Source organism: Microbacterium sp. P5_B6, from assembly GCF_056400345.1.
Window position 1 is genome coordinate 91,216 of the sequence record NZ_JBFULL010000007.1, and the last position, 23,448, is coordinate 114,663.

General features: G+C 68.7%; 24 protein-coding genes. 4 read left to right on the forward strand and 20 right to left on the reverse strand.

The genetic code is table 11. The annotated features are described in order from the left end of the window. Nucleotides 1-48 precede the first annotated feature (48 nt). Entirely contained in the window at nucleotides 49-1,089 is a 1,041-nt protein-coding gene (locus AC1DP3_RS11720) for an AI-2E family transporter (protein WP_477293437.1), read from the forward strand. Nucleotides 1,090-1,092: 3 nt separating this feature from the next. Here AC1DP3_RS11720 and AC1DP3_RS11725 read toward each other — a convergent pair whose 3' ends face one another. The 9 genes from AC1DP3_RS11725 to rpsB all read right to left on the reverse strand — a co-directional run bounded on the left by AC1DP3_RS11725 (nucleotide 1,093) and on the right by rpsB (nucleotide 7,954). Beyond that, a complete protein-coding gene (locus tag AC1DP3_RS11725) occupies nucleotides 1,093-1,827 on the reverse strand; it encodes an alpha/beta hydrolase (RefSeq protein ID WP_477293438.1) in 735 nt (244 codons plus the stop codon). Nucleotides 1,828-1,848: 21 nt separating this feature from the next. Beyond that, the gene (locus AC1DP3_RS11730; protein ID WP_477293440.1) at nucleotides 1,849-2,133 is read right to left on the reverse strand and encodes a hypothetical protein; all 285 of its coding nucleotides are present in this window, start codon (nucleotides 2,131-2,133) and stop codon (nucleotides 1,849-1,851) included. Between the two features lie 4 nt (nucleotides 2,134-2,137). Then, on the reverse strand, nucleotides 2,138-2,869 hold the full coding sequence (locus tag AC1DP3_RS11735; protein ID WP_477293442.1) for an aggregation-promoting factor C-terminal-like domain-containing protein: 732 nt from the start codon (nucleotides 2,867-2,869) through the stop codon (nucleotides 2,138-2,140). A 78-nt stretch (nucleotides 2,870-2,947) separates the two neighbouring features. After that, nucleotides 2,948-3,526 (reverse strand): DivIVA domain-containing protein, encoded by a 579-nt coding sequence (locus AC1DP3_RS11740; protein ID WP_477293444.1) that lies wholly within the window; start codon nucleotides 3,524-3,526, stop codon nucleotides 2,948-2,950. A gap of 3 nt (nucleotides 3,527-3,529) precedes the next feature. Beyond that, nucleotides 3,530-4,570, reverse strand: a complete 1,041-nt coding sequence (locus AC1DP3_RS11745; protein WP_477293446.1) for a phosphatidate cytidylyltransferase — start codon at nucleotides 4,568-4,570, stop codon at nucleotides 3,530-3,532. Between the two features lie 8 nt (nucleotides 4,571-4,578). Beyond that, nucleotides 4,579-5,133: a ribosome recycling factor gene (gene frr / locus AC1DP3_RS11750; RefSeq protein ID WP_477293448.1), complete on the reverse strand. Its 555-nt coding sequence runs from the start codon at nucleotides 5,131-5,133 to the stop codon at nucleotides 4,579-4,581. 50 nt (nucleotides 5,134-5,183) lie between these two features. Continuing rightward, complete coding sequence (pyrH, locus tag AC1DP3_RS11755; protein ID WP_477293450.1) at nucleotides 5,184-5,903, reverse strand: UMP kinase; 720 nt, start codon at nucleotides 5,901-5,903, stop codon at nucleotides 5,184-5,186. Between the two features lie 122 nt (nucleotides 5,904-6,025). Then, nucleotides 6,026-6,853: a translation elongation factor Ts gene (gene tsf, locus AC1DP3_RS11760; protein WP_477293451.1), complete on the reverse strand. Its 828-nt coding sequence runs from the start codon at nucleotides 6,851-6,853 to the stop codon at nucleotides 6,026-6,028. A gap of 126 nt (nucleotides 6,854-6,979) precedes the next feature. After that, entirely contained in the window at nucleotides 6,980-7,954 is a 975-nt protein-coding gene (rpsB, locus tag AC1DP3_RS11765) for a 30S ribosomal protein S2 (RefSeq protein WP_477293453.1), read from the reverse strand. Between the two features lie 329 nt (nucleotides 7,955-8,283). Here rpsB and AC1DP3_RS11770 point away from each other — a divergent pair, with 329 nt between their 5' ends. Continuing rightward, on the forward strand, nucleotides 8,284-8,850 hold the full coding sequence (locus tag AC1DP3_RS11770; protein WP_477293455.1) for a murein hydrolase activator EnvC family protein: 567 nt from the start codon (nucleotides 8,284-8,286) through the stop codon (nucleotides 8,848-8,850). Between the two features lie 16 nt (nucleotides 8,851-8,866). Here AC1DP3_RS11770 and AC1DP3_RS11775 read toward each other — a convergent pair whose 3' ends face one another. From AC1DP3_RS11775 to AC1DP3_RS11790, 4 genes are all read right to left on the reverse strand, one after another. Further along, complete coding sequence (locus tag AC1DP3_RS11775) at nucleotides 8,867-9,772, reverse strand: tyrosine recombinase XerC (protein WP_477293457.1); 906 nt, start codon at nucleotides 9,770-9,772, stop codon at nucleotides 8,867-8,869. A gap of 120 nt (nucleotides 9,773-9,892) precedes the next feature. After that, nucleotides 9,893-11,095 carry a DNA-processing protein DprA gene (dprA, locus tag AC1DP3_RS11780; RefSeq protein ID WP_477293458.1) on the reverse strand — a complete coding sequence of 401 codons (1,203 nt, stop codon included), beginning with the start codon at nucleotides 11,093-11,095 and terminating at the stop codon, nucleotides 9,893-9,895. Next, on the reverse strand, nucleotides 11,092-12,621 hold the full coding sequence (locus AC1DP3_RS11785; protein WP_477293460.1) for a YifB family Mg chelatase-like AAA ATPase: 1,530 nt from the start codon (nucleotides 12,619-12,621) through the stop codon (nucleotides 11,092-11,094). The genes dprA and AC1DP3_RS11785 overlap by 4 nt, the downstream gene beginning before the upstream one ends. Beyond that, the gene (locus AC1DP3_RS11790) at nucleotides 12,618-12,980 is read right to left on the reverse strand and encodes a YraN family protein (protein ID WP_477293462.1); all 363 of its coding nucleotides are present in this window, start codon (nucleotides 12,978-12,980) and stop codon (nucleotides 12,618-12,620) included. Before AC1DP3_RS11790 ends, AC1DP3_RS11785 begins: the two co-directional genes overlap by 4 nt. Before the next feature lie 143 nt (nucleotides 12,981-13,123). On the opposite strand from AC1DP3_RS11790, the gene AC1DP3_RS11795 reads away from it, so the two are divergent. Next, on the forward strand, nucleotides 13,124-13,447 hold the full coding sequence (locus AC1DP3_RS11795; RefSeq protein ID WP_179438353.1) for a DUF2469 family protein: 324 nt from the start codon (nucleotides 13,124-13,126) through the stop codon (nucleotides 13,445-13,447). A gap of 15 nt (nucleotides 13,448-13,462) precedes the next feature. Here AC1DP3_RS11795 and AC1DP3_RS11800 read toward each other — a convergent pair whose 3' ends face one another. From AC1DP3_RS11800 to AC1DP3_RS11815, 4 genes are all read right to left on the reverse strand, one after another. Further along, nucleotides 13,463-14,122, reverse strand: coding sequence for a ribonuclease HII (locus AC1DP3_RS11800; protein ID WP_477293464.1), 660 nt, complete (start codon nucleotides 14,120-14,122; stop codon nucleotides 13,463-13,465). Beyond that, entirely contained in the window at nucleotides 14,119-14,898 is a 780-nt protein-coding gene (lepB, locus tag AC1DP3_RS11805) for a signal peptidase I (RefSeq protein ID WP_477293466.1), read from the reverse strand. The genes AC1DP3_RS11800 and lepB overlap by 4 nt, the downstream gene beginning before the upstream one ends. A 174-nt stretch (nucleotides 14,899-15,072) precedes the next feature. Beyond that, the gene (gene rplS, locus AC1DP3_RS11810; RefSeq protein WP_477293468.1) at nucleotides 15,073-15,423 is read right to left on the reverse strand and encodes a 50S ribosomal protein L19; all 351 of its coding nucleotides are present in this window, start codon (nucleotides 15,421-15,423) and stop codon (nucleotides 15,073-15,075) included. 172 nt (nucleotides 15,424-15,595) lie between these two features. Then, complete coding sequence (locus AC1DP3_RS11815) at nucleotides 15,596-16,114, reverse strand: MFS transporter permease (protein ID WP_477293470.1); 519 nt, start codon at nucleotides 16,112-16,114, stop codon at nucleotides 15,596-15,598. Nucleotides 16,115-16,225: 111 nt separating this feature from the next. On the opposite strand from AC1DP3_RS11815, the gene map reads away from it, so the two are divergent. Continuing rightward, nucleotides 16,226-17,008 (forward strand): type I methionyl aminopeptidase, encoded by a 783-nt coding sequence (gene map, locus AC1DP3_RS11820; RefSeq protein WP_477293472.1) that lies wholly within the window; start codon nucleotides 16,226-16,228, stop codon nucleotides 17,006-17,008. A gap of 65 nt (nucleotides 17,009-17,073) precedes the next feature. Here map and treZ read toward each other — a convergent pair whose 3' ends face one another. From treZ to glgX, 3 genes are read right to left on the reverse strand one after another with little or no spacing between them, the layout of a single operon-like run. Further along, nucleotides 17,074-18,813, reverse strand: a complete 1,740-nt coding sequence (treZ, locus tag AC1DP3_RS11825; protein ID WP_477293666.1) for a malto-oligosyltrehalose trehalohydrolase — start codon at nucleotides 18,811-18,813, stop codon at nucleotides 17,074-17,076. After that, complete coding sequence (treY, locus tag AC1DP3_RS11830; protein ID WP_477293473.1) at nucleotides 18,807-21,185, reverse strand: malto-oligosyltrehalose synthase; 2,379 nt, start codon at nucleotides 21,183-21,185, stop codon at nucleotides 18,807-18,809. Before treY ends, treZ begins: the two co-directional genes overlap by 7 nt. 5 nt (nucleotides 21,186-21,190) lie before the next feature. After that, on the reverse strand, nucleotides 21,191-23,404 hold the full coding sequence (gene glgX, locus AC1DP3_RS11835; RefSeq protein WP_477293475.1) for a glycogen debranching protein GlgX: 2,214 nt from the start codon (nucleotides 23,402-23,404) through the stop codon (nucleotides 21,191-21,193). Between the last annotated feature and the right edge of the window lie 44 nt (nucleotides 23,405-23,448).

Below are 23,448 nucleotides of genomic sequence, written 5' to 3' on the forward strand. Positions count from 1 at the left end.
CCCACCCTGCGTAGTGTGGCCGGAACAGCACATGCCCAGGGAGGTCCCGTGAAGCTTCACAACCCGTTCCGCGTCGCCTTCGTCGCCACGCTGGGCGTGGGCCTCGGACTCCTGCTGATCACGAGCATCCAGACGCTGTCGACGATTCTGCTCTACGTCGGCACGGCCCTCTTCCTGTCGCTGGGCCTCGACCCGATCGTGGGATGGCTCGAGCGGCGGAAACTCCCCCGCTGGCTCGCTGTGCTCATCACCCTGCTGACGGTGCTGCTCGCGTTCGGCGGGATCATCGTGATGGTCCTGCCCATCATCATCGACCAGGTGACCCAGCTGGTGAATGAGGTCACGAAGCTCCTCAACCGGCCGACCGTGTGGGACGACGTCGAGGCGTGGGTCAACAGCATCTTCCCGAACCTGGATCTCAACGCGGTGTTCGAGCAGGCCCAACAGTGGGCGATCGAGAACGTGGGTGCGATCACCGGCGGGGTGATCGGGGCCGGCATCGCCTTCGCCTCGGGGCTCACCGGCGCCTTCATCATCCTGATCCTGACCATCTACTTCACCGCTGCCACGCCGGCGCTCAAGCGCTCGGTGTACCAGCTCGTGCCGGCGTCCAAGCGCCCGCGGTTCATCGACCTGAGCGAGCAGATCACCGACTCGGTCGGCTACTACGTGATCGGCCAGCTGAGTCTCGGTGTCATCAACGGCGTGCTGAGCGCGGTCTTCCTCACGATCATCAAGGCGCCCTTCCCCGCCGTGCTGGCCGTCATCGCGTTCTTCTTCTCGCTCATCCCGCTCGTCGGAACCCTCACGGGTTCGACGATCATCGTGCTGCTGTGCCTCCTCGGCTCCCCGCAGACAGCACTCATCGCCGCGATCTACTACCTGATCTACATGCAGATCGAGGCATACGTCATCTCGCCGCGCATCATGAATCGCGCGGTGTCGGTGCCGGGCGCTGTGGTCGTGATCGCCGCTCTGGCGGGCGGCTCCCTGCTGGGCCTGCTGGGAGCGCTCATCGCGATTCCCGTGGCGGCCAGCATCCTGATCATCTACCGCCAGGTCGTGATCCCGCAGCAGAACGAGCGCTGACTCTCAGCCGGCGGACGGCGCGGCGGCCGTCCCGTGCCACTCGTCCGGTAGGGGCAGTGCGTCGGCGTTCACTGCCGCGACGATCTCGGTGAGCACCCGACGGGTCTGGCTCTCCCCCACCCACAGGTGCTTGCCCCCCTCGACCGGGATGAGCACGGCATGCGGGATGCGCGAGAAGCGCTCGGCCGCTTCCTCGGGGCGAAGGTAGTCGTCGAACTCGGGCACGAGCACGATGACCGGTCGTCCGTCCTCCGCCCACGCTTCGATCTCCTCATCGGTGGCGCGGTGCAGGGGCGGAGAGAGGAGGATGATCCCCTCGATGGCGTGGTCGCGCCCGTACTTGAGGGCGAGCTCGGTACCGAACGACCAGCCCACGAGCCAGGGGTGGGGCAGTCCGCGCTCCCGCACGAAATCCACCGCCGCGGCCACGTCGAATGCTTCCGCGCGTCCTCCGTCGAAGGATCCCGCGCTCGTTCCCCGCGACGAGGTGGTGCCGCGCGTGTTGAATCGCAGCACCGCGAGATCGGCGAGGGCGGGCAGGCGGGCGGCGGCCTTGCGGAGGATGTGCGAATCCATGAACCCACCCGCTGTGGGAAGCGGATGCAGTGTCACAAGGGTCGCGACGGGTTCCGCGTCCAGGGGCAGAGCGAGTTCGCCCACCAGGGTCAGTCCGTCGAGCGTTTCGAGCTCGACGTCCTCCCGGCGCGCCGGCAGCATGAGCGGTCCGCGGATCTCCATGTCAGTTCGTGCTCCGACTCATCAGCTGATCCTCCAGCAGTGGGTGTGCCAATGTCTGCGTGCTGCCAGGTCTGCCTGCTCGCCGAGGACGCCGTCGGCCCGCCACGCGACCAGATGCGCGACGCCCGGCTCGATGGTGCGCCCGCAGCCGGGGCAGACATACGGCTTCTGCCCGCGGGCGGCCGCGACCGGCTGAACGGTCCATTCGATGCCGCGGCGCAGTTCGGTGCGCTTCCAGCCCGCCAGGAGCCGGTCGAAGGAGTCGTCGCCGTGGGGTTCGGGTCGCTTTCGCCTGGACCTCGGCATGGACTCAGTACCAACCGGTGCTCTGCGAGTGCGACCAGGCGCCGCAGGGAGTGCCGTACCGCCCGCCGACGTAGCCCAGGCCCCACGCGATCTGCGTCGCGGCGCTGGTCTCCCAGTCGGCCCCCGCCGAGCCCATCTTGCTGCCAGGAAGAGCCTGCGGGATGCCGTACGCACCGCTCGACTTGTTGAAGGCGTTGACCCGCCATCCGGATTCTCTGTTCCAGAGCGCGACGAGGCACGAGAACTGGTCGTCGCCCCATCCGCGCGCCCTGACCATGTCGTAGGCGATCGCCTGGGCGGATCCCGGATCGGGAGTCACGAAGGGCGGAGTCCAGCCGGACTTCCCCGCCGCTTTCGCGACGGGGGTCGGTGTGGGTGTGGGCTTCGGCGTGACGTAGACGGTGTAGCCGCCGCGGTCGAAGCTGGCGGCTTCGGGATCGCCCTCACCCGCCACGAGCTCGAGAGACTGGATGTCGCCGAGTCCGGTCGCGTAGAGGGTCACCGGAACGGGCTCGTCGGCCTTCGCCTCGGAGAGGGCGGACCCCGTCGGACCGATGTACGAGGCCACGAATCCCACGGCGGCGAGGGCGGCGAAGACGCTCAGCACACCGCGGCGCCGGGACCACCGAGGCGGGATGGGCGCGGGTCGGACAGCGACGGGGGCCGCGGGAGGTGCCTGTTCGTGACGACGCATCCGTCGGGACGTCACGGGGGTCATCTCGTTTCCGGAAGTCACAGTTCCCCGAGTCTACAGACGGTGCGAGGACGCGGCCATTCCGCCTGCGACCCCGAAACGGCGTGGAAGTCGGGCTCGTCAGATGACGGCCAGCATCACTTCGACGACGGCATCGAGGGCGGCATCCACCTGCGTCTCGCGGTATCCGCCGCGCTGCATCCGGAAGGCGACAGAGCGGATCTGCTCCACGGTCACCTCGTCACCCGACTCGAGGTATGCGGCGATCTTGTCGGCCACCAGATCGACCTCGGCGACCCGGTACCCGTACCGCAGGATGCTGACCCGGTCGAAGCGACCGCCCTTCGGACGGGAGAGCCGATCGAGCACCTCCTGCGCCAGCTGCTTCGACTGTCCGACCCACTCCCTCGCGCCGGCGCGGGTGACGACCGCCTGCCGCTCGCGCGCCGCGAAGGCGTCCTCGATGCGCCCCAGCGCGGAATCCACCGAGGGAATGGCGTATCCGCGCTTCACGAGCGGAAAGGCCACCTGACGGATCTCAGCGGCGGACAGCGCGCCTTCTTCACCCACCGGGCGATCGAAGGAGTCCTTCGCCCGACTGAGGAACGCGTCGACGGCGCGCTTGTCGTACCCCATGCTGCGTCGCGGAGCCTCGGGGAAGGGAGAGACCGGGCTCGCGGTCGCTGCTTCAGATGTCATGGATCAAACAACCAGGGGGATGAAGAGGTAGTACAGGGCGAGGGTCGCGATGATGGAGAGCAGGATCGAATCGAGGCGGTCGAGGACGCCGCCGTGGCCCGGAAGCCAGGAGCTCATGTCCTTGATCCCGAGGTCCCGCTTGATCATCGATTCCGCGAGATCGCCGACCGTTGCGGTGATGAGGATCACTGCGCCGAAGATGAGGCCCGCCCACCACGGCAGTCCGATCATGAACAGTCCGAGGAGGACGCCGGCGAGGAGGGCCGCTGTCGCCGCACCCGCGAAGCCCTCCCAGGTCTTCTTGGGACTGATCCGAGGCGCCATAGGGTGCTTGCCGAAAGCCAACCCGGCCGCGTACGCACCCGTGTCGGCCGCAACAGCGGTGATGATGAAGGCCAGAATCCACCACTCGCCGYCGTCCTGACGCAGCACGACGAGGCACAGGCTTCCGAGGAAGGGCACGTACAGCTGCGCGAATCCCGCGACGAGGGCGTCACTCAGGACCGCCCCATAGGTGCGGCCGTCCCGGGCCGCCATCTGGGCGATGAGCCGCCACACGATCACGATGGCCACTGCGACGAACGTCGCGACCCAGTGAAGCCACGGATCCACGAAGTAGCCGGCGAGAACGAGCAGGGCGCCCACGCCGATCTGCGGCACGAGGTCGACCTTGCGGCCCGAAGCGTTCAGCGCGCGACCGAACTCGAACAGACCGAGCACCACCGCGGCCAGCGCGAAGACCACGAAGAGCCACTTGACGAAGATGAGCGATCCGATGAGGACCGCCCCCAGCGTCAGCCCGATGAGGACCGCGAGGATGAGGTTGCGGCCCGTGCGCTGCTTGATGCGCTCGTTCGCCTCGTCGAACTCCGCGCGCGCGTGCGCGACCTGGTTCTCGAAGTCATTGCGGGCGGCACGAACCTGTGCCTGGAAGTCCGAGCCGCCCTCGGGGGCAGCACCGTCTCTCCGCGCCCGGGCCGCGTCGCGCCGGCGGTGTGGTTCGCGGGATTCCGTGGGCGACGGTCCACCGGATGCATCCGACATGAGGGCGCTCAGACCTCGAGAAGCTCAGCTTCTTTGCGCTTGAGCGCGTCGTCGATCGCGTCGACGTGCGAACGCGTGAGGGCATCCAGTTCTTTCTCCGCGCGGGCCAGCTCGTCTTCGCCGAACTCGCTCTTCAGCTCGTCCAGGTCGTCCTTGGACTTCCGGCGGATGCCCCGCACGTGCACTTTGGCGTCCTCGCCCTTGGAGCGGACGATCTTGACGTACTCGCGGCGTCGCTCCTCGGTCAGCTCGGGAAGAGTGACGCGGACGAGGTTGCCGTCGTTCGTCGGGTTCGCCCCGAGGTTAGGCGTGTCGCGGATCGCCGTCTCGATCGCCTTCAGCGCGGACTTGTCATACGGCGTGACGACAAGCGTCCGCGCTTCGGTGTTGTTGAGCGATGCCAGCTGTGCGAGCGGCGTCGGGGTGCCGTAGTAGTCGACCAGGATCTTCTGGAAGAGCTGCGGATTCGCACGGCCCGTCCGCACGGTGGCGAAGTCATCCTTCGCACCCTCCACGGCGCGATCCATGCGCGTTGCGGCATCGGACAGAACGTCGGCGATCACTGTAACTCCTCGTGGGCTGGAAGATCCTCAGTCTAGTCGGCCGGGTCTCGTCACACCGTGACGAGCGTGCCGATCGTTTCACCGAGCAATGCGCGCGTCACACTGCCGGCCGGCTCCATGCCGAACACCCGCATGTCGATGCCGTTGTCCATGCAGAGGCTGAACGCGGTTGAGTCCACGACCTTGAGTCCCCTGAGGAGAGCGTCGGAGTAGGTGAGCTCGTCGATGCGGGTAGCGGTGGGGTCCTTGTGGGGATCGGCGGTGTAGACGCCGTCGACCCCGTTCTTGGCGACGAGGATCTCGTCGCACTTCGTCTCGAGCGCGCGCTGCGCCGCGACGGTGTCGGTCGAGAAGTAGGGAAGGCCCGCGCCCGCACCGAAGATGACGACCCGGCCCTTCTCCATGTGGCGCTCGGCTCGACGCGGGATGTACGGCTCTGCGACCTGGGTCATCGAGATCGCCGACTGCACGCGCGTCGCCGCGCCCGCCTGCTCGAGGAAGTCCTGGAGCGCGAGTGCGTTCATCACCGTGCCGAGCATGCCCATGTAGTCAGCCCGGCCTCGGTCCATGCCGCGCTGGCTGAGCTCAGCCCCTCGGAAGAAGTTGCCTCCGCCGACGACGATCGCGATCTCGACACGGTCGACGGCGGCGGCGATCTCTCGCGCCATCTGGCCGACGACGTCCGGGTTGACGCCGAGCTGGCCGGCTCCGAATGCTTCACCGGAGAGCTTCAGAAGGACGCGTCGGCGTCCGGGGGCTTCTTCTGTCACGGGGGTCCTCTCGTCGCGAATTGCAGACTATCGAAAGCAGAGCCCGAGCAATCGCCCGTGCGGTGCCGTCAGGTCATGGAAAAGGCCCGCATCGGCAATCGATGCGGGCCTCTCCGGTGTGGCTAAGCGCCGACCTTGAAGCGGGCGAAGTCGGTGAGCGAGAGTCCGGCGTTCTTCGCGACCTGCGCAACGGACAGCTTGTTGTCCTTCGCGTAATCCTGGTCGAGCAGGGCGACCTGCTTGAAGAACGCATTGACACGGCCCTCGACGATCTTCGGCAGGGCAGCCTCGGGCTTTCCCTCGTTGCGCGAGATCTCGGTGACGATCTGACGCTCCTTCTCGACCTCGTCGGCCGGGACGTCTTCGCGCGTCAGGTACGTGGGGTTGGCGAACGAGATGTGCTGCGCAAGGCTGCGCGCCGTCTCTGCGTCGTCACCCGAGTACGCGAGGACGACGCCGACCTGGGGCGGGAGGTCCTTGCTGGTGCGGTGCAGGTAGATCTCGAAGTTGTCGCCCGAGAGCGTGCGCACGCGCCGCAGCTCGACCTTCTCACCGATGATCGCCGCCTCGTCGGAGATGAGCTCGGCGACAGTCTGGCTGCCGGCGGGCGCCGCGAGGGCAGCCTCGGCCGACTCAGCGCCGACGGCGGCTGCAGCCTCGAGCACCTTGGCGGCGAGGGCGATGAAGCGCTCGTTCTTCGCGACGAAGTCAGTCTCGGTGTTGAGCTCGAGGATCGTGACCTTGCCGTCACGCTCGACGGCGGTGACGAGACCTTCGCTGGTCGAGCGGTCGGCGCGCTTCGCGTTGCCCTTCGCGCCCTTCAGGCGCAGGATCTCGACGGCCTTCTCGAGGTCGCCGTCGGCCTCCTCGAGCGCCTTCTTGGTGTCGACCATGCCGGTGCCGAGCTGCTCGCGCAGGGCCTTGATGTCGGCGATCGTGAAGTTTGCCATGGGTGGCGGCTCCTTGGTTGTGAGTTCTCGTGGATGCCTCGACGGGACCACCGCATGCCACGGGCATGTGCGGCCCCGCCGAGACGGAATCCTGCAGGACGAACCTGCGTGCGGGTGAAGAGGGGGTTACTTCTCGGCGCCGGCGGGCTCGGCCTCGACGGCCGGCTCGGTGGCGGCCTCTTCGGCGACGGGCTCTTCGGAGACGGGCTCCTCAGCGGCCGCTTCCTCAGCAGCCGGCTCGTCAGCCTCTTCGGCCGCGGGCGCCTCAGCGTCGACAGCCTCTTCGGCGACGGGCTCCTCAGCGGCCGCTTCCTCAGCAGCCGGCTCAGCCTCGGCCTGACCGCCCTGCTCGAGCAGCTCGCGCTCCCAGTCGGCCAGGGGCTCGGCGTCGGCCGACTCGTCGGTCGGCTGGTGACGCTTGATGAGGCCCTCGGCGGCGGCGTCGGCGATGATGCGCGTGAGCAGGCCCACGGAGCGGATCGCGTCGTCGTTGCCGGGGATCGGGTACTGGAACTCGTCCGGGTCGGCGTTCGTGTCGAGGATACCGATCACGGGGATGCCGAGCTTCGACGCCTCGTTGATCGCGAGGTGCTCGCGCTTGGCGTCGACGACCCAGATCGCCGAAGGCGTCTTCTGGAGGTTGCGGATGCCGCCCAGCGACTTGTGCAGCTTGTCGAGCTCGCGCTTCTTGAGCAGCAGCTCCTTCTTGGTGAAGCCGCTGTCGGCCGGGTTCTCGAAGTCGAGCTCCTCGAGCTCCTTCATGCGAGCGAGGCGCTTGGAGACCGTCTGGAAGTTGGTGAGGAGTCCACCGAGCCAGCGCTGGTTGACGTAGGGCTGGCCGACGCGGGTCGCCTGCTCGGCGATGACTTCCTGCGCCTGCTTCTTCGTGCCGACGAAGAGGACGGTGCCGCCGTGGGCGACCGTCTCCTTGACGAACTCGTAGGCCTTGTCGATGTAGGTCAGCGACTGCTGGAGGTCGATGATGTGGATGCCGCTGCGCTCGGTGAGGATGAAGCGCTTGACTTTCGGGTTCCACCGGCGGGTCTGGTGTCCGAAGTGGACGCCGCTGTCGAGCAGCTGGCGAATCGTGACGACGGCCATGGCCGTTCTCCTGTTCTGGCGCTTGCGCGCCGCTTTCGGTTGTTCGCGCCTGACCGTGCGGCCGGCGAGCCTGGTGCCCGGCACACGCCCGCCCACAGCAGTTGGACTGTGAGACCTTGGGAGTGGATGCCGCGCAGCTCGCTTCGAAGGCTCGGAAGCCGATCACGAAGTTCGCCGCGCTCTGGGCACGCGGAGTCACCCTGACGAGCAGAGTGCCTCACCAGTGTATCAGCCGCCGCCTATCCTCCCCAGCGAGGGCAGCCGCCCGGATGCCCGCGGAAGTCGGCTGCCGGCGTGCGAGTGGCGCGGCCCCCGCCGAGAGTGGATGGATGCTTCGCCACCGGGCTGCGCCGTTCGTCGCCGTCGCCATCCTCGCAGGACTCGTCGCCTCACCCGCCGCCGCGCTCGATGCCGATCAGGGCAGGACCGCGCTCGCCTCGGCCGGGACCGCCTCGCGCGGGACGGCCGCCGCCGGCATCGCCGCCGCCGGACGATGGGAATGGCCGGTCGACAGGTTCCGGCTGGTCGCGCCCTACGTCCAGCCCGCCGACCGCTACAGCCCAGGCCATCGGGGGCTCGACCTGCAGCCGATCGGCGGCGGGGCAGTCCGGGCGCCGGCCCCGGGCATCGTCGCCTACGCCGGGACGGTGGCGGATCGCCCGCTGATCACCATCGACCACGGTCACGGTCTGATCACCACGCTCGAGCCCGTCGCGGCATCCGTGCAGGTCGGCGAAGCAGTGGCGCGAGGTGACGCTGTGGGCGAGGTGTCGATCGGCGGGCACACCACTCCGGGCGCATTGCACTTCGGGGTGCGCTACGAGGGCGAGTACATCAATCCGCTCGTCCTGCTCGGCGGGGTTCCGCGGGCTGTGCTGCTCCCCTGTTGCGACTGAAGCGCTCGCCGCCGAATCACGCCCGGGGATGCGCCAAGCGATATGACGCAGCCAACCGCTCGCTCGATACGTGGGTGTAGATCTGGGTGGTGCCCAGACTCGCGTGTCCCAGCAGCTCCTGCACGCTCCGCAGATCTGCTCCCCCGTCGAGAAGGTGCGTAGCGGCGGAGTGGCGGAGCGCATGCGGCCCCACGGTGGCCCGCGCCACGGGGCCGAGCGTGCGGGCGACGATGTCGTACGCCGCACGGGGGCCGAGACGACCTCCCCTGGCTCCCAGGAAGATGGCATGCTCACCGGCCTGGTCGTCTCGTCGCGCGAGAAGTCCAGGTCGACCACGAACGAGGTACGCCTCCAGCGCACGACCTGCGGCGCCGCCGAACGGCACGACCCGCTCCTTCGATCCCTTTCCGGTGACGCGCAGCGTCCGCCGCTCGCGGTCTGCATCGTCCAGGTCGAGCCCGCAGAGCTCCGAGACGCGCACGCCTGTGCCGTACAGGAGTTCGAGGACGGCGTGGTCGCGGAGCGCGAGCGGATCCCCCGAGCGCGCGCCCGCCCCCAGCTGGTCGAGAAGCTGCCCCAGCGCGTCTGCCTGTGCGACAGCGGGGAGCGTTCGTCCCCGCTTGGGTGCGACGAGTCGCAGGCTGGGATCGGCTGTGATGGCACCCTGCTCGAGGGCCCAGCCGAAGAAGCCCCGGGCAGCGGCCGTGCGCCGCGCGATGGTGGACCTGGCATCGCCCCGCTTGGTGGCGTTCCACAGCCATTCGCGCAGATGCTCGAGCTCGACATCCGCCATCGTGTCGATCTCCACGGATCCCGCGAAGTCGGCGAGATCCGAGCGATAGGCCCGGACTGTGGCAGGCGAGAGCCGCCTCACGTCACGCAGATGCGCGGTGTAGGCGGCTGCCGCGTCGTCGATCCGCATAGAGCCAGCATGCTCCCCAGGTGACTCCAGGCGCTCACAACGCTCCGTACGACGGCTGGACCGCGTCGGGCGGATCGGCTCGGCTGACAGCGCCGGCTGGATCCCGTCGGGTGCACCGCGTCAGCGGGAGCCCGCCGACACCCGCCGCCACCCGACGAGGCTCTGCTCGACCTCACCGCCCAGCATGAGCAGCCCCAGCACGGCTTCGACCTCCTCGTGGGACATGCCGCTTCGTCGAGCGACGTCGTCGGTCGCGCGCCACACGCGCATGCTCAGCGCATCTCGCACCCGGGTGGTGTCGTCGGTGCGTGGGCGATCTGCGTCGGCCGAGGTCGCGCCCATGGTCGGGGACGACTCGCCCAGCAGCTCGCGGACGTCGTCAGCGCTGGTGATGCAGGTGGCACCGAACTCCCGAAGCAGTCGGTGTGAGCCTGTCGAGGCGGCGCTCGTGATCGGACCCGGGACGGCGCCCAGGGGTCGTCCCATCGCCACCGCATGGCCCGCCGTGTTCAGCGAACCGCTGCGCCATCCGGCCTCGACGACGACGGTGGCGTCGGCGAGCGCCGCGATCAGCCGATTCCTCTGAAGGAACCGCCACTTGGTCGGAGCGGACCCGGGCGGAACCTCGCCGATGACGGCACCGGACGACGTGATCCGCTCGATCAGGTCAGCGTGGCCGGCCGGGTACGGACGATCCACCCCGCCGGCGAGCAGCGCGATCGTGGTGCCGCCCGCCGCAAGTGCGGCGCGGTGCGCCGCGCCGTCGATGCCGTACGCGGCGCCCGACACGACCACGATGCGGGAGGCGCTGAGCTCCGCCGCGAGATCGATCGCGACATGCTCTCCATAGGAGGTGGCAGCCCGCGCTCCGATCAGCGCGACCGAGTGCTCCGCCGTCGAGGCTGCCCCGACGTCTCCTCGCACCCACAGGAGGTGGGGGGCGTGAAGATCGAGATCAGCCAGCTTGGCGGGCCACTCTTCGGAGCCGGGCGCAAGCAGCTTCAGGCCGATACGCGCTGCGAGTTCGAGCGAATCGCGCACAGCGTCGCGCGAGAGCCTCGGCATCCACCGCTTGCGCGCTCCCCGAAGGTGTGCGGGCTCGACCCCTGAGGAGACGCCGACCGCGCCCCGGGCGACCAGGCCGAGCGCCTCCCCCGCTCCGAGTTCGCCGATCAGCAGTCCTGCGACAGCGTCGCCGGGTTCGGTGAGGTGGCTCCACACGACGCGGGCGAAGAGATCGTCGATATCCGCGGGGTCCCGGTCGCGCGGGTGGAGCCGCCGGAGCAAGGCGATCTCATCGGGCGAGGGTCGGAAGTCGGTCATGGAGTGATCCCCTTCTTGAGGTACAGCGCCCGCCCGATGTCGTCGAGCGCGAGATGGTCGTGCCCCGCCAAGTCGGCGACGCTCCACGCGACTCTCAGCACGCGGTCATAGCCCCGAAGGGTCAGCGAACCGCGGTGCAGAGCCGCGTCAAGGGGCCGCCGCACGTTCGGCGCGGGGGCGAAGGGCCCGTCCCGCAGCCAGGTCCCCGCCACCTGCGCGTTGACGGTCCACGGGGTCTTGCGGAGTCGTAACGCAGCCCGCTCCCGCGCGCCGCGCACGCGCTCGCGGGCTACGGCGGACGGTAAGGGAGCCGGACCGGCGGCCCGTGCGTGAGCGACGGACACGCGGGCGAGGGCGAGTTCGATGTCGATGCGGTCGAGGAGAGGGCCCGACAAGCGCCCGAGGTACCGCCGGATCGACATGGCCGGGCAGACGCAGGCGCCGCCCACCACGCCGTAGTTGCCGCACGGACACGGGTTGGTGGCGAGCACCAGCTGGAACCGGGCCGGAAACGCCGCGGAGGCGCCTGCGCGATGGATGACGATCGATCCGCTCTCGAGCGGCTGCCGAAGCGCATCGAGCACGCTCGCGGGGAACTCGCCCGCCTCATCGAGGAACAGCACTCCGTCGCTCGCTCTGGCGATCGCGCCGGGTCGCACCTGCCGCGTTCCGCCTCCGACGAGCGCGGCCATGCTCGCCGAATGGTGCGGTGCCTCGAAGGGCGGCGTGCGGGAAAGGAGCGTGACCGGCTCGCCCGCGAGCGAGCGAATGGATGCCGTCGCCAATGCCGCGCGGTCGTCGAGGTCGGGAAGGATCCCGGGCAGCCGACGCGCGAGCATGGTCTTGCCGGCACCGGGCGGCCCGGTCATGAGCAGGTGATGCCCACCGGCCGCGGCGACGACGAGGGCATCGACCGCCTCACGCTGACCGATGACCTCGCTGAGGTCGGACGGCGGCTGTGGTTCGAGCGTCGATCCTGATCCTGCAACAGGCTGCTGGTCGCCGACCTCGACATCGAGGCCGTGCCACCGTGCGACCTCGGCGAGGCTCACCGCGCCGAGCACCGTCATCCCTTCGACGAGTTCGGCCTCTTCGCGGTTCGCCCAGGGCACGACCACCCGACGGATGCCCGCCTGCGCGGCCGCCGCCACGGCGGGAAGCACACCGGGCACTGGACGCAGGCGACCATCGAGACCGAGTTCGCCCAGGTGGACGGTCGCCGCGACGGATGCGGCGTCCATCGGGGATTCCGTCGCCAGTGCGGCGATCGCGATCGCGACGTCGAACCCGGCGCCGTGCTTCGGCAGGCTCGCCGGTGACAGATTGACCGTCAGGCGTCGGCGCGGGAGCGCCAGGTCGCTGTTCGCGCAGGCGTTGTGGACGCGCTGGACCGCTTCGCCGAGCGCCTTGTCGGGAAGGCCGATGATCTTGAAGTCGGGCTGCTGATTCGAGAGATCCGCCTCGACTTCGACGAGCGCACCCTCGAGCCCCGACAGCGCGACCGCCCATGTCCGGGCGAGCGTCACAGGATTCCCGCCAGATGCTCGAGATCTGCCGTCGCGGGGTCAGGCCCCAGGATCGCGATGGCGTCGATACGGAGCGAGCGCCCACGTGCCGCGTCGGGATGTGCGGCGATCCATGCCATCGCCAGCCGCCACAGCCTCGACCTCTTTACGGCCCCGACCGCCTCGAAGGGGTGGCCGAAGCGCTCGGAGCGGCGCGTCTTCACCTCGACCACGATCAGCTCTTGCGCCGAGGCGACCACGAGGTCGAGCTCACCCTCCCGGCAGCGCCAATTGCGATCGAGGACGACGTAGCCTCTCGACTCCAGATACCGCGCGGCCCGTTCCTCACCCGCGCGTCCCAGGACATCCTTCTCTGCCATCCCGGAATCGTCCCCCGCCCGAGGTTCCGCAAGGACGCCGCGCTCGGCATCCGTTCATCCCGCTCTCGGGAGGCTGCTTCGGGAGGAGAGGACGGGGTCGACGCGTCCGCCGCGCAAGCCAGGCTGTCTAGGATGGAAGCACCATGGATGACGAAGTCTTCGAGGACTACGACCGCGAGCTCGAGCTCGCGCTCTATCGCGAGTATCGCGATGTCGTATCGCAGTTCCAGTACGTGATCGAGACCGAGCGTCGCTTCTACCTGGCAAACGAAGTCAACGTCGTCCGTCGCGACACGGAGCACGACTTCTATTTCGAGATCTCGATGACCGACGTCTGGGTCTGGGACATCTACCGGGCCGACCGCTTCGTCAAGTCGGTCCGCGTCCTCACTTTCAAGGACGTGAATGTGGAGGAGCTCTCGCGCCGGGACTTCCACCTTCCGGAAGAGCTCTCGCTCGACACCTGAGCGTGCAGGCGGGCGCTAGAACAGCGTCGGCGCCTCCATGATCGACCAGGATGCGCGATGGTGACGGCTGATGCCGTGCTCGCGGATCGCATCGCGGTGCTCGGGACTGGCATACCCCTTGTTGCTCGCCCAGCAGTACGCGGGCAGCTCATCGTGCAGTCCGGTCATCAGCGCATCTCGTGCGACCTTGGCGATGACGGATGCCGCGGCCGCGCTCGCGCAGTCGCGGTCGGCCTTGATCACCGGGCGGATGACGAGTCCCTCGGCCCCTGCCGGGGTGATGTAGTCGTAGTTGCCGTCGAGCAGGACGATGGCCTCTTCGGGGACGATCCCATGAGTGCGGAGATCCCCGAGAGCACGGATCGTCGCGAGACCGAGCGCTCGCATGATGCCGATCTCGTCGATCTCGTCGTTGCCCGCCCACCCCACGGCGCTCGCGACCACCCAGCCCGCCGCACGCCGCGCGACCTCGCCCCGGCGCGCCTCGGGCACGAGTTTGGAGTCGCGCAGGCCCTGCGGAACCCGCTTGCGCGCCTCGGCCGACGTGACCACCACCGCGCCGACGGCGACCGGGCCCGCGAGGGCGCCGCGGCCCACCTCGTCGCACGCGATCACGAGCGGCCGCTCCTTGAGCAGACGTCGCTCGAGAGTCAGGCGCGGCTCGACGACGGTCACGGCCCGGCGTCCTCCGGCTGAGCCGGGTCGGGAATCCCCGCGAAGACCTCGTCGTGGAAGTTCAGCACGCCGAACCGCTCGAGCGGCCAGGTGATGAGGAACGCGCGGCCGACCACGTTCTCGACGGGCACGAAGCCCTTTCCCGGCTGGTCCTGGTTGTAGCGCGAATCCTTCGAGCGGTAGCGGTTGTCGCCGAGCACCCAGAGGCTGTCGTCCGGGACGACGACATCGAACGGATCCCCGGATGCCGCCGTCTCGCCGGTCGGAAGCTTGAGGTAGTCGGTCTCGTCGATGGGCACATCGTTGACGGTGATCTGACCGATCGCATTGCAGCACACGACGTGGTCGCCGGGCAGGCCGATGAGGCGCTTCACCAGATGATCGTCGCTGTCGGGTGCGGAGAGCCCGACGAGGGACAGCATCCAGTCGACCGCCTCGATGATCGCGGGGCGAGGCTCGGGAACGGACGGCGGAAGCCAGCCCCCCGGATCGCGGAACACGACGATCTCACCGCGGTCGTAGCCGGTGAACCGAGGGGTGATCTCGTCCACGAGGATCCGGTCGTTCACGAGCAGCGTGTCTTCCATGGAACCGGACGGGATGTAGAACGACCGGATGAGGAATGTCTTGACGAGGAACGACACCAGCACCGCGATGAGCACGATGACCAGCACGTCGCGGAGGAAGAGCAGCCACCCCCGTCGACGCCGCGGCTCACCCGCGGGTACGTGAGGGGTCGGCGTCGGCTCCGCGGATGCCGTGTGCTCGGTCGTCATGTGGGGTCCTCACCAGGCTCGCCGCAGATTGTTCGCGTGGGCCGCATGTCAAGGTTCGCATACTCGCGGCCGACCGTCCGCGCTGAAGGCCGTGTCATCCTCCCCCAGCCCGGATGATCGGATCCGGAGACGACGATGCCCCGGGACACAGGCCCCGGGGCATCGACGAAAAGGTCAGCGGCTGTCGCGCTTCTCCTTGATCTTGGCCTTCTTGCCACGCAGGTCGCGGAGGTAGTAGAGCTTCGCACGCCGGACGTCACCGCGGGTGACGACCTCGATGTGGTCGATCACGGGGCTGTGGACGGGGAACTTGCGCTCCACGCCGACCTGGAAGCTGATCTTGCGGACCGTGAAGGTCTCGCGGACGCCATCGCCCGAGCGGCCGATGACGACGCCCTGGAAGACCTGGATACGGGAGCGGTTGCCCTCGGTGATGTTCACGTGAACCTTCACGTTGTCACCGGGGCCGAAGGCGGGGATGTCGGAGCGGAGCGAGGCCGCGTCGACAGAGTCGAGGATCTGCATGATCGTCACTTCCTGCGGCCGCCACAGGTCGACCGCAAAAGAGGGAAAAGGAAAGTCGTGTGCCCGAGGCCACAGGAATCGCTTCCGTGCGGCGGGCTCCCCTGAGGCAGAACCTGGTCAGGGCACAAACATCTATTCTGCCATGGATGCCGCGACCGGCCAAACCACGGGATCAGCGCCCGTCGGACTCGCGCTTCTCGGTGATGACGAACACTTCACCGTCGGCGGTGGGAGCGGTGCGCTGCCCGGACGGGGTGCCCGCCGCATCTTCGGCCGGCAGGTAGGCGACGCCTTCGGACGTGTACATCACCATGCGTCCAGGCTTGGCCTCACGCCACAGCTGCCACAGCGTCAGCCACAGGAGCCCGATGCCCACGAAGATCGTCGTGACCATCGCCGGCGCCCACCAGGACTGCTCGAAGAATCCGAGCGAGATGACGAGCAGGTGCCACACGGTGAACCCGAGCACGTCCCACCAGGACACGGCTCGTTCGGCGCGGACAGTTCCTCGCGCCCTGACGAGCATGGTCAGTACGAGCTGGCCGATGAAGACGGCCGGAATCGCGAGGAAGAGCACCCAGACGAACGCCCATCCACCCGCTCGGAACACCGCCCAGCCGACCAGAAGCCACGCCGGCAGCAGGAACGCAGCGGGGATGAGCCAGGCATAGTAAAGGCGTCGCAGCCACATGGCTCGATCGTACGCCGTCCGCGCCCACCCTGCGGCGGGTGGGCGGCGCCGGGGAATGCTCGCAGCCTCACCCGGATTGATCCGACAGAATGAATCGATGAGAGGAGCACGATGATCGAGCTGCGCACGCCCGCCGAGATCGAAGCCATGCGACCGGCAGGACGGTTCGTCGCGGAGGTGCTGGCGACCCTGCGGGACGAGACGAAGGTGGGCACCAACCTCCTCGCGATCGATCGCCGCGCGCACGAGCTGATCCGTCGCGCCGGCGCCGAGTCCTGCTACATCGACTATCACCCGTCCTTCGGAGCGAGCCCCTTCGGCAAGGTGATCTGCACCTCGATCAATGACGCGGTGCTGCATGGCCTGCCTTTCGACTACTCAGTGCGCGACGGCGATCTGGTGTCTCTCGACTTCGCGGTCTCCATCGACGGATGGGTCGCCGACTCGGCGGTCTCGTTCGTCGTCGGCACCCCCCGAGACGAGGATCTCGCGCTCATCGACACGACCCAGCGGGCCCTGGATGCCGCGATCGCGGCCGCCGTGATCGGCAACCGCATCGGCGACATCTCGCACGCGATCGCCCAGGTGGAGCACGCGGACGGCTACGCGATCAACACGGACTTCGGCGGACACGGGGTCGGCCGGGTGATGCACGGCGACCCGCACATCCCCAACGACGGGAAGGCCGGTCGGGGCTACCCCCTTCGTGCGGGCCTCGTCGTGGCCCTCGAGCCGTGGCTTCTCGCACACACCGACGAGCTCATCACCGACCCGGACGGGTGGACCCTCCGCAGTGCCGACGGGTCGCGCGGAGCGCATTCGGAGCACACCGTGGCGATCACCGAAGACGGTCCGATCGTGCTGACCGATCGCTCCTTCCTCGGCGTCGACTGACCCCACAGCGGGCCGCTGGTTCGCTGTGGCGATCGCGAGCGGAAGGCGCCGCACGAGCGGCCGGGCTACTCGGCCGCCAGCTGGACGACGGCCGCTGAATCGGGCGGCAGGACGAGGGCGTCGCCCGACAGCGCGGTCGCGGCATCCGTCGCCAGAAGAACGTGAGCGACACGGTCGAACGTCTCTGCCGTGTCGGTGAGGTTGACGAGCACCTCCAGCGTGCCACGGCGAAGCCGGTACGACCGGTGAGCGGGGTCGGCTCCCAGGTTCGCTCGCGCGGCGAGATGGGCGGCTGACGGGTCGGTGAGCTCGGGATGCCGGCGGCGCAGGCGCGCGAGCGCGCGATAGAGCGCGAGGAGCCTCGCATGCTCGCCGCCCTCGCGCTCTTCCCAGCGCAGGATCGCGCTGCGGAAGGTCGCGGGATCCTGGGGGTCGGGGACCTGCAGCGGATCCCATCCCATGCGGGCGAACTCATCGATGCGACCCCTGGCCGTCGCCTCGGCCAGGTCGGGTTCGGGATGCGATGTGAAGAACGGCCAGGGTGTCGAGGCGCCCCATTCCTCGCCCTGGAAGAGCATCGGCGTACCGGGTGCCGTCAGGGTGAGGACGGCAGCGACCGCCAGGCGGCCGAAAGGGAGCGACTGCGACAGCCGATCGCCGGCAGCCCGGTTGCCGACCTGGTCGTGATCCTGGGCGAAGGTGATCAGGCGCCACGTCGGCACCTCGGGGGGGATCGGGAACCCGTGCTCACTTCCCCGGAACGACGAATACGAGCCGTCGTGGAAGAACCCTCCCGTCCAGACCTTCGGCAGCGACTCGACGGCTGCGAAGTCCGCGTAGTACCCGACCGTCTCGCCCGTGAGGGCGACATGGACAGCGTGATGCCAGTCGTCGCTCCATTGCGCGGCAAGCCCATAGCCGCCCGCCTCGCGAGGGAGGATGAGCTTCGGGTCGTTCATATCCGACTCGGCGATGAGCGTGAGGGGCCGGCCGAGGTGGGTCGACAGTGCGTCGGCCGTCTCTGCCAGCTCCTGCAGGATGTGGATCCGGCTGTCGTCCTTCAGCGCGTGGACCGCATCCAGGCGCAGTCCGTCGACGTGGTAGTCGCGGAGCCACATCACGGCATTGTCGAGGATGTGCCCGCGGACGGCGGACTCGTCGAGATTGACGCTGAAGCCCCACGTGTTGCGGCTCGCGTCACGCAGGTAGGGGCCGAACTCCGGCAGATAGTTGCCGCTCGGCCCGAGGTGGTTGTAGACGACGTCCTGCACCACCGCGAGCCCGACGGCATGGGCGGCGTCCACGAACCGCTGATAGGCGGCCGGGCCGCCGTACGCCTCGTGCACGGCGTACCAGAGCACTCCGTCGTAGCCCCAGTTCCACTGCCCGTTGAAGTCGTTGACCGGCAGCAGCTCGACATGCGTCACGCCGAGCTCGACCAGGTGGTCCAGCCGGCCGATCGCGGCATCCAGGGTTCCCTCGGGAGTGAACGTGCCGATGTGCAGCTCGTAGACGAGTCCTCCGGCGAGCTGGCGGCCGGTCCACTCGCTGTCGGTCCAGGCGAAGCGCGTGGCGTCGAAATGCGCTGACGGCTCGTGCACGCCCCGGGGCTGTCGCCGAGACCGGGGATCGGGACGCACCGCGTCAGACTCGCCCAGGAGGAACCCGTACTCCTCGCCGTCTGCGAGTGCGAGATCGGCGCGCCACCAGCCGCCGTCGCGCCGCTCGAGCTCGGCATCCGGTCCGCCGCCGCTCCGGCGGAGACGGACGCGGTCAGCGGAAGGCGCCCACACCTCGATCACGATTCCTCCTCGGTTGCGAGCAGTGCCACGGGATAGTCGGCGAGCAGTTCGGCCAGGCGCACGCTCGACCCGGCGAAGCGGCGACCCGTGAGCACGTCCACGGCCCTGCCGGAATGGCGCAGGAGCACGGTGTCACCCCAGCCGCCGCGCCGCGCGAGCGCCACCGGAAGACGGGTTGCGACGGCGAGCGCGCCTCCTCGGTCGAACGCGATCGCGTGATCGGAGGCCTCGCCCACCACCGTGATCGGGGTATACCGCGTGTAGAGGTCAGGCCGGTCGCGGCGCAGCCGCAGGGCCCGCGAGGTCACCAGGAGCTTGGCCGCTCCGGTCTTGTCGACGGCCGGAAGCTCCCCCCGGGCGAACCCGGCGTCGAGATCGGCGAGGAGGGAAGCCCGCGCCGGGAAGTCGACCGGTCGGCGGTTGTCGGGATCGACGAGCGAGGTGTCCCACAGCTCCGTGCCCTGATAGACATCGGGCACGCCGGGCCCGGCGAGCTGCAGGAGCTTCGCGCTGAGCGAGTTGGACCATCCGAAGGCCCGGATCTCGCGCACGAAGTCGTTCACGCGCCCCACGGCCCGCCCGAAGGCCGCGTCGATGACGTCGTGCATCCGCTCCTCGAACGCAGGATCGGGGTCCCACCACCCCGTCGCCTCCCCGGCCTCGCGGGCCGCCTTCTCGGCGTAGGCGTGCAGGCGCTCCGGAGTCGCGGGCCAGGCGCCGATGATCGCCTGCCACAGGAGACTGTCGAAGGGTCCATGACCGGTCGACGCGATGTCCCGAAGTCCGTCGAGAGCCTCGCCCCAGCGCTCCGGGATCTCGGCGAGAACGCTCAAGCGGGCGCGCACATCTTCGGCGCGCTTGGTGTCGTGCGTGGAGAGCGCGGTCATCGCGTGCGGCCACGCGGACTGCCGTCGGGTGGACGCGGAGTGGAATCCCTCGACCGACAGCGCGAACACGCCGGGGTCTCCTCCGACCTCGGTGAGGGTGCCGAGGCGCGTGTGACGGTAGAACGCCGTGTCTTCGACGCCCTTGGCCATGACCGGACCGGTCGTCTGCTGGAAGCGCTGCGACGCCTCCAGGGAGGGGTCGGCGAGCAGGGGAACCAGGCGCTCGATCGCCTCGGCGAGGTCAGGACGTCGGAGGGATGCCTCAGCCCCGGCTTCCTCGAGGTGCTCCCGCCCCGCGGGAAGATACGAGCGGTACACCGGGAAGCACGCCAGCAGCTCAGCCAAGGCATCCTCAGCCTCTGCAATCGGGTGTGGCAGCGCGCGGGCCAGCCGGCGCACCTCCGCCACCTGGATCGTGTCGGCCACGGAGCGCTTGGTGGTGTGGATCAGATCGGCGTAGGAGACAGGGCGGGCGAGACCCGTTTCGCGCCGCAGCCGGGCGTCGAGGTCGTCGAGAGCACGCTCGCCCTCGGGGTCGACGAGAACCCGGTCGATCTCGGCCATGGCGTCGTAGCCCGTCGTGCCTTCGGTCTTCCACCATGACGGAAGGGCCTCGGGATGTGCAGTGGCACTGTGCTCGAGAATCTTCTCGACGACGACGTACGCGCCGTCCGTCGCTGCGGAGAGCCGCTCGAGGTATCCGCCGGGGTCGAGCAGGCCGTCGGGATGATCGATCCGGAGTCCGTCCACGAGGCCCTCGTGCACCCACCGCACGATCTCGGCGTGAGTCGCATCGAACACCCACGGCAGCTCGACCCGGATTCCAGCAAGCGTGGTCACGACGAAGAAGCGCCGGTAGTTGATATCGGCGGACCCGCTGCGCCAGAACATCAGCTGCCAGTGCTGGCCCTCGAGGATGGAGCGCAAGGCGGCGGCATCCGTCGTCGCGTTCTCGGGCGTGGTGCCCTCGGCGAGCGGCAGGACGTGGTCGTAGTAGCGCAGCTCGCCGAACGGCGACCGATCGCTCGGACGCGGATCCGCCCGCACCTCGCCCGCGGTCAGCGCGACCTCGAGGTCGGAGCCGAGAATCGGCAGACGCACGCGACCGTCGCCGAAGTCCCAGTCGATGTCGAACGCCTCCGCGTACCGTGACGCGCGCCCGCGCAGCAGGACGTCCCACCACCACGGGTTCTCACGGGGGTCGGCGATGCCCACGTGATTCGGGACGATGTCGACGAGAATCCCGAGGCCGGCGCGACGCGCGGAGTCGACGAAGCGCTCGAACCCCTCCCGGCCTCCCCGGGCCGGGTCGATGCGTGAAGGGTCGACGACGTCGTAGCCATGATCCGACCCTTCCGCCGCCTGAAGGAGCGGTGAGAGGTAGGCCCACCCCACGCCGAGGTCGCGAAGGTACTCGGTGACGCCGGCCGCGGCATCCAGGTCGAACGTCTGCCTGATCTGCAGACGGTAGGTCGAGGACGGACGCATCTCGGCTACTTCCGGTGTTCGGCCCTGGGTGCCGCTCCCGGCACTTCATCGATGGAGGTCGTGAGCGAGGCGGCGACGGATGCCGCGACCGAGCGATCGGTGTCGGCCTCCACCTCGGCGTGCTGCATCAGGATGACGAGGCCCTTCGCCTGGACGAGCACGGTGCCGCCGGGTGGAATCGGACCCTCTCCCGCCTGCTCGCCCGCCGTATCGACGACGAGGTCCCAGGTCGGGCTGTAATCCACCTGGGGGATCGTGAAGTCGATGGGGTCGTCGCCCGCGTTGAACAGGATGATGAAGTGCTCGTCGTCGATCGGCTGTCCGCGCCGATCGCGCTCGCGGATCCCGTCGCCGTTGAGGAAGACGGCGATCGCCCTGCCGAAGCCGGAGCCCCAGTCCTCGTCCTGCATCTGAGAGCCATCGGGCCGGCCCCACGCGATGTCGGGAACCGACACCCCGGCCTCCCGCGGGAGCGGACGGCCGTCGAAGAACCGCTGGCGGCGGAACGTCGGGTGGTCCCTCCGGAGCTTGGACAGGGCGGCGGTGAACTCGATGAGCGGCTGATCGGCCGATTCCCAGTCGACCCAGGTGAGCTCGCTGTCCTGTGCGTACCCGTTGTTGTTGCCCTGCTGGGTGCGTCCGAGCTCATCGCCGTGGAGCAGCATGGGGACGCCCTGCGAGACCATGAGGGTCGCGATCATGTTGCGCTGCTGGCGCGAGCGCAGCGTCAGGACGGCAGGGTCGTCGGTCGGGCCTTCCACGCCCCCGTTCCAGGAGCGGTTGTGCGACTCTCCGTCTTTGTTGTCCTCGCCGTTGGCCTCGTTGTGCTTCTCGTTGTACGACACGAGGTCACGCAGCGTGAAGCCGTCATGGGCGGTGACGAAGTTGACCGAGGCGAAGGGGCGGCGGCCCGAGTGCTCGTACAGATCGGCCGACCCGGTGAGCCGGGACGCGAACTCGCCGAGCGCCTGCGGCTCGCCCCTCCAGAAGTCGCGGACCGTGTCGCGGTACTTGCCGTTCCACTCCGTCCACTGGGGCGGGAAGTTGCCGACCTGATAGCCGCCGGGCCCGACATCCCACGGCTCGGCGATGAGCTTGACCTGCGAAACCACCGGGTCCTGCTGGACGAGCTCGAAGAAGGCGGCCAGGCGGTCGACGTCGTAGAACTCGCGGGCGAGCGCCGCAGCCAGGTCGAACCGGAAGCCGTCGACGTGCATCTCGAGCACCCAGTAGCGCAGCGAGTCCATGATGAGCTGCAGCGCGTGGGGATTGCCGACGTTGAGGCTGTTGCCGGTGCCCGTGTAGTCCGTGTAGTACCGCTTGTCCTTGCGCTCCAGCCGGTAGTACGCGGCGTTGTCGATGCCGCGCATCGAGAGCGTCGGGCCCAGATGATTCCCCTCGGCGGTGTGGTTGTAGACGACGTCCAGGATGACCTCGATGTCGGCCGCGTGCAGCGCACGCACCATGCCCTTGAACTCCTGCACCTGCTGGCCCCGGTCGCCGGTTGCCGAGTAGGTGTTCTGCGGGGCGAGGAAGGAGATCGTGTTGTAGCCCCAGTAGTTCGAGAGGCCCTTCTCCTGCAGCGTCGAGTCGTTCACGAACTGGTGCACCGGCATCAGTTCGATCGCGGTGACGCCGAGCTTCTTCAGGTGCTCGATGATCGCCGGGTGCGCGATCGCGCTGTAGGTGCCGCGGATCTCCTCGGGGATCGCAGGATGCAGCTTCGTGAGGCCCTTCACATGCGCCTCGTAGATCAGGGTCTCGGAGTAGGGGGTCTTCGGCTGGCGGTCGCCCGCCCAGTCGAAGTACGGGTTGACCACGACGCCCTTCATCATCGACGAGGCGGAATCCTGGTCGTTGCGCGAGTCGGGGTGGCCGAAGTCATAGCCGTAGACCGACTGGTTCCACTTGACCTGACCCTCGACGGCCTTCGCGTAGGGGTCCAGGAGCAGCTTGTTCGGATTGAAGCGCTTGCCGGACCGGGGGTCGTTGGGGCCGTGCACACGATAGCCGTAGCGCTGCCCCGGACCCACGTTGGGGAGGTAGGCATGCCAGACGAACGCGTCGACGTCCACGAGCTCGACCCGTGTCTCCTTGCCGCGGTCGCCGAAGAGGCAGAGCTCGACGCGCTCCGCGCCTTCACTGAACAGCCCGAAGTTCGTTCCGTTTCCGTCGTAGGTGGCACCCAGGGGGTACGCCGATCCTGGCCATGCCTGCACAGGCGGTCCTCTCCCTCGTAATCGGCTACCCACCCTAGTGGAGC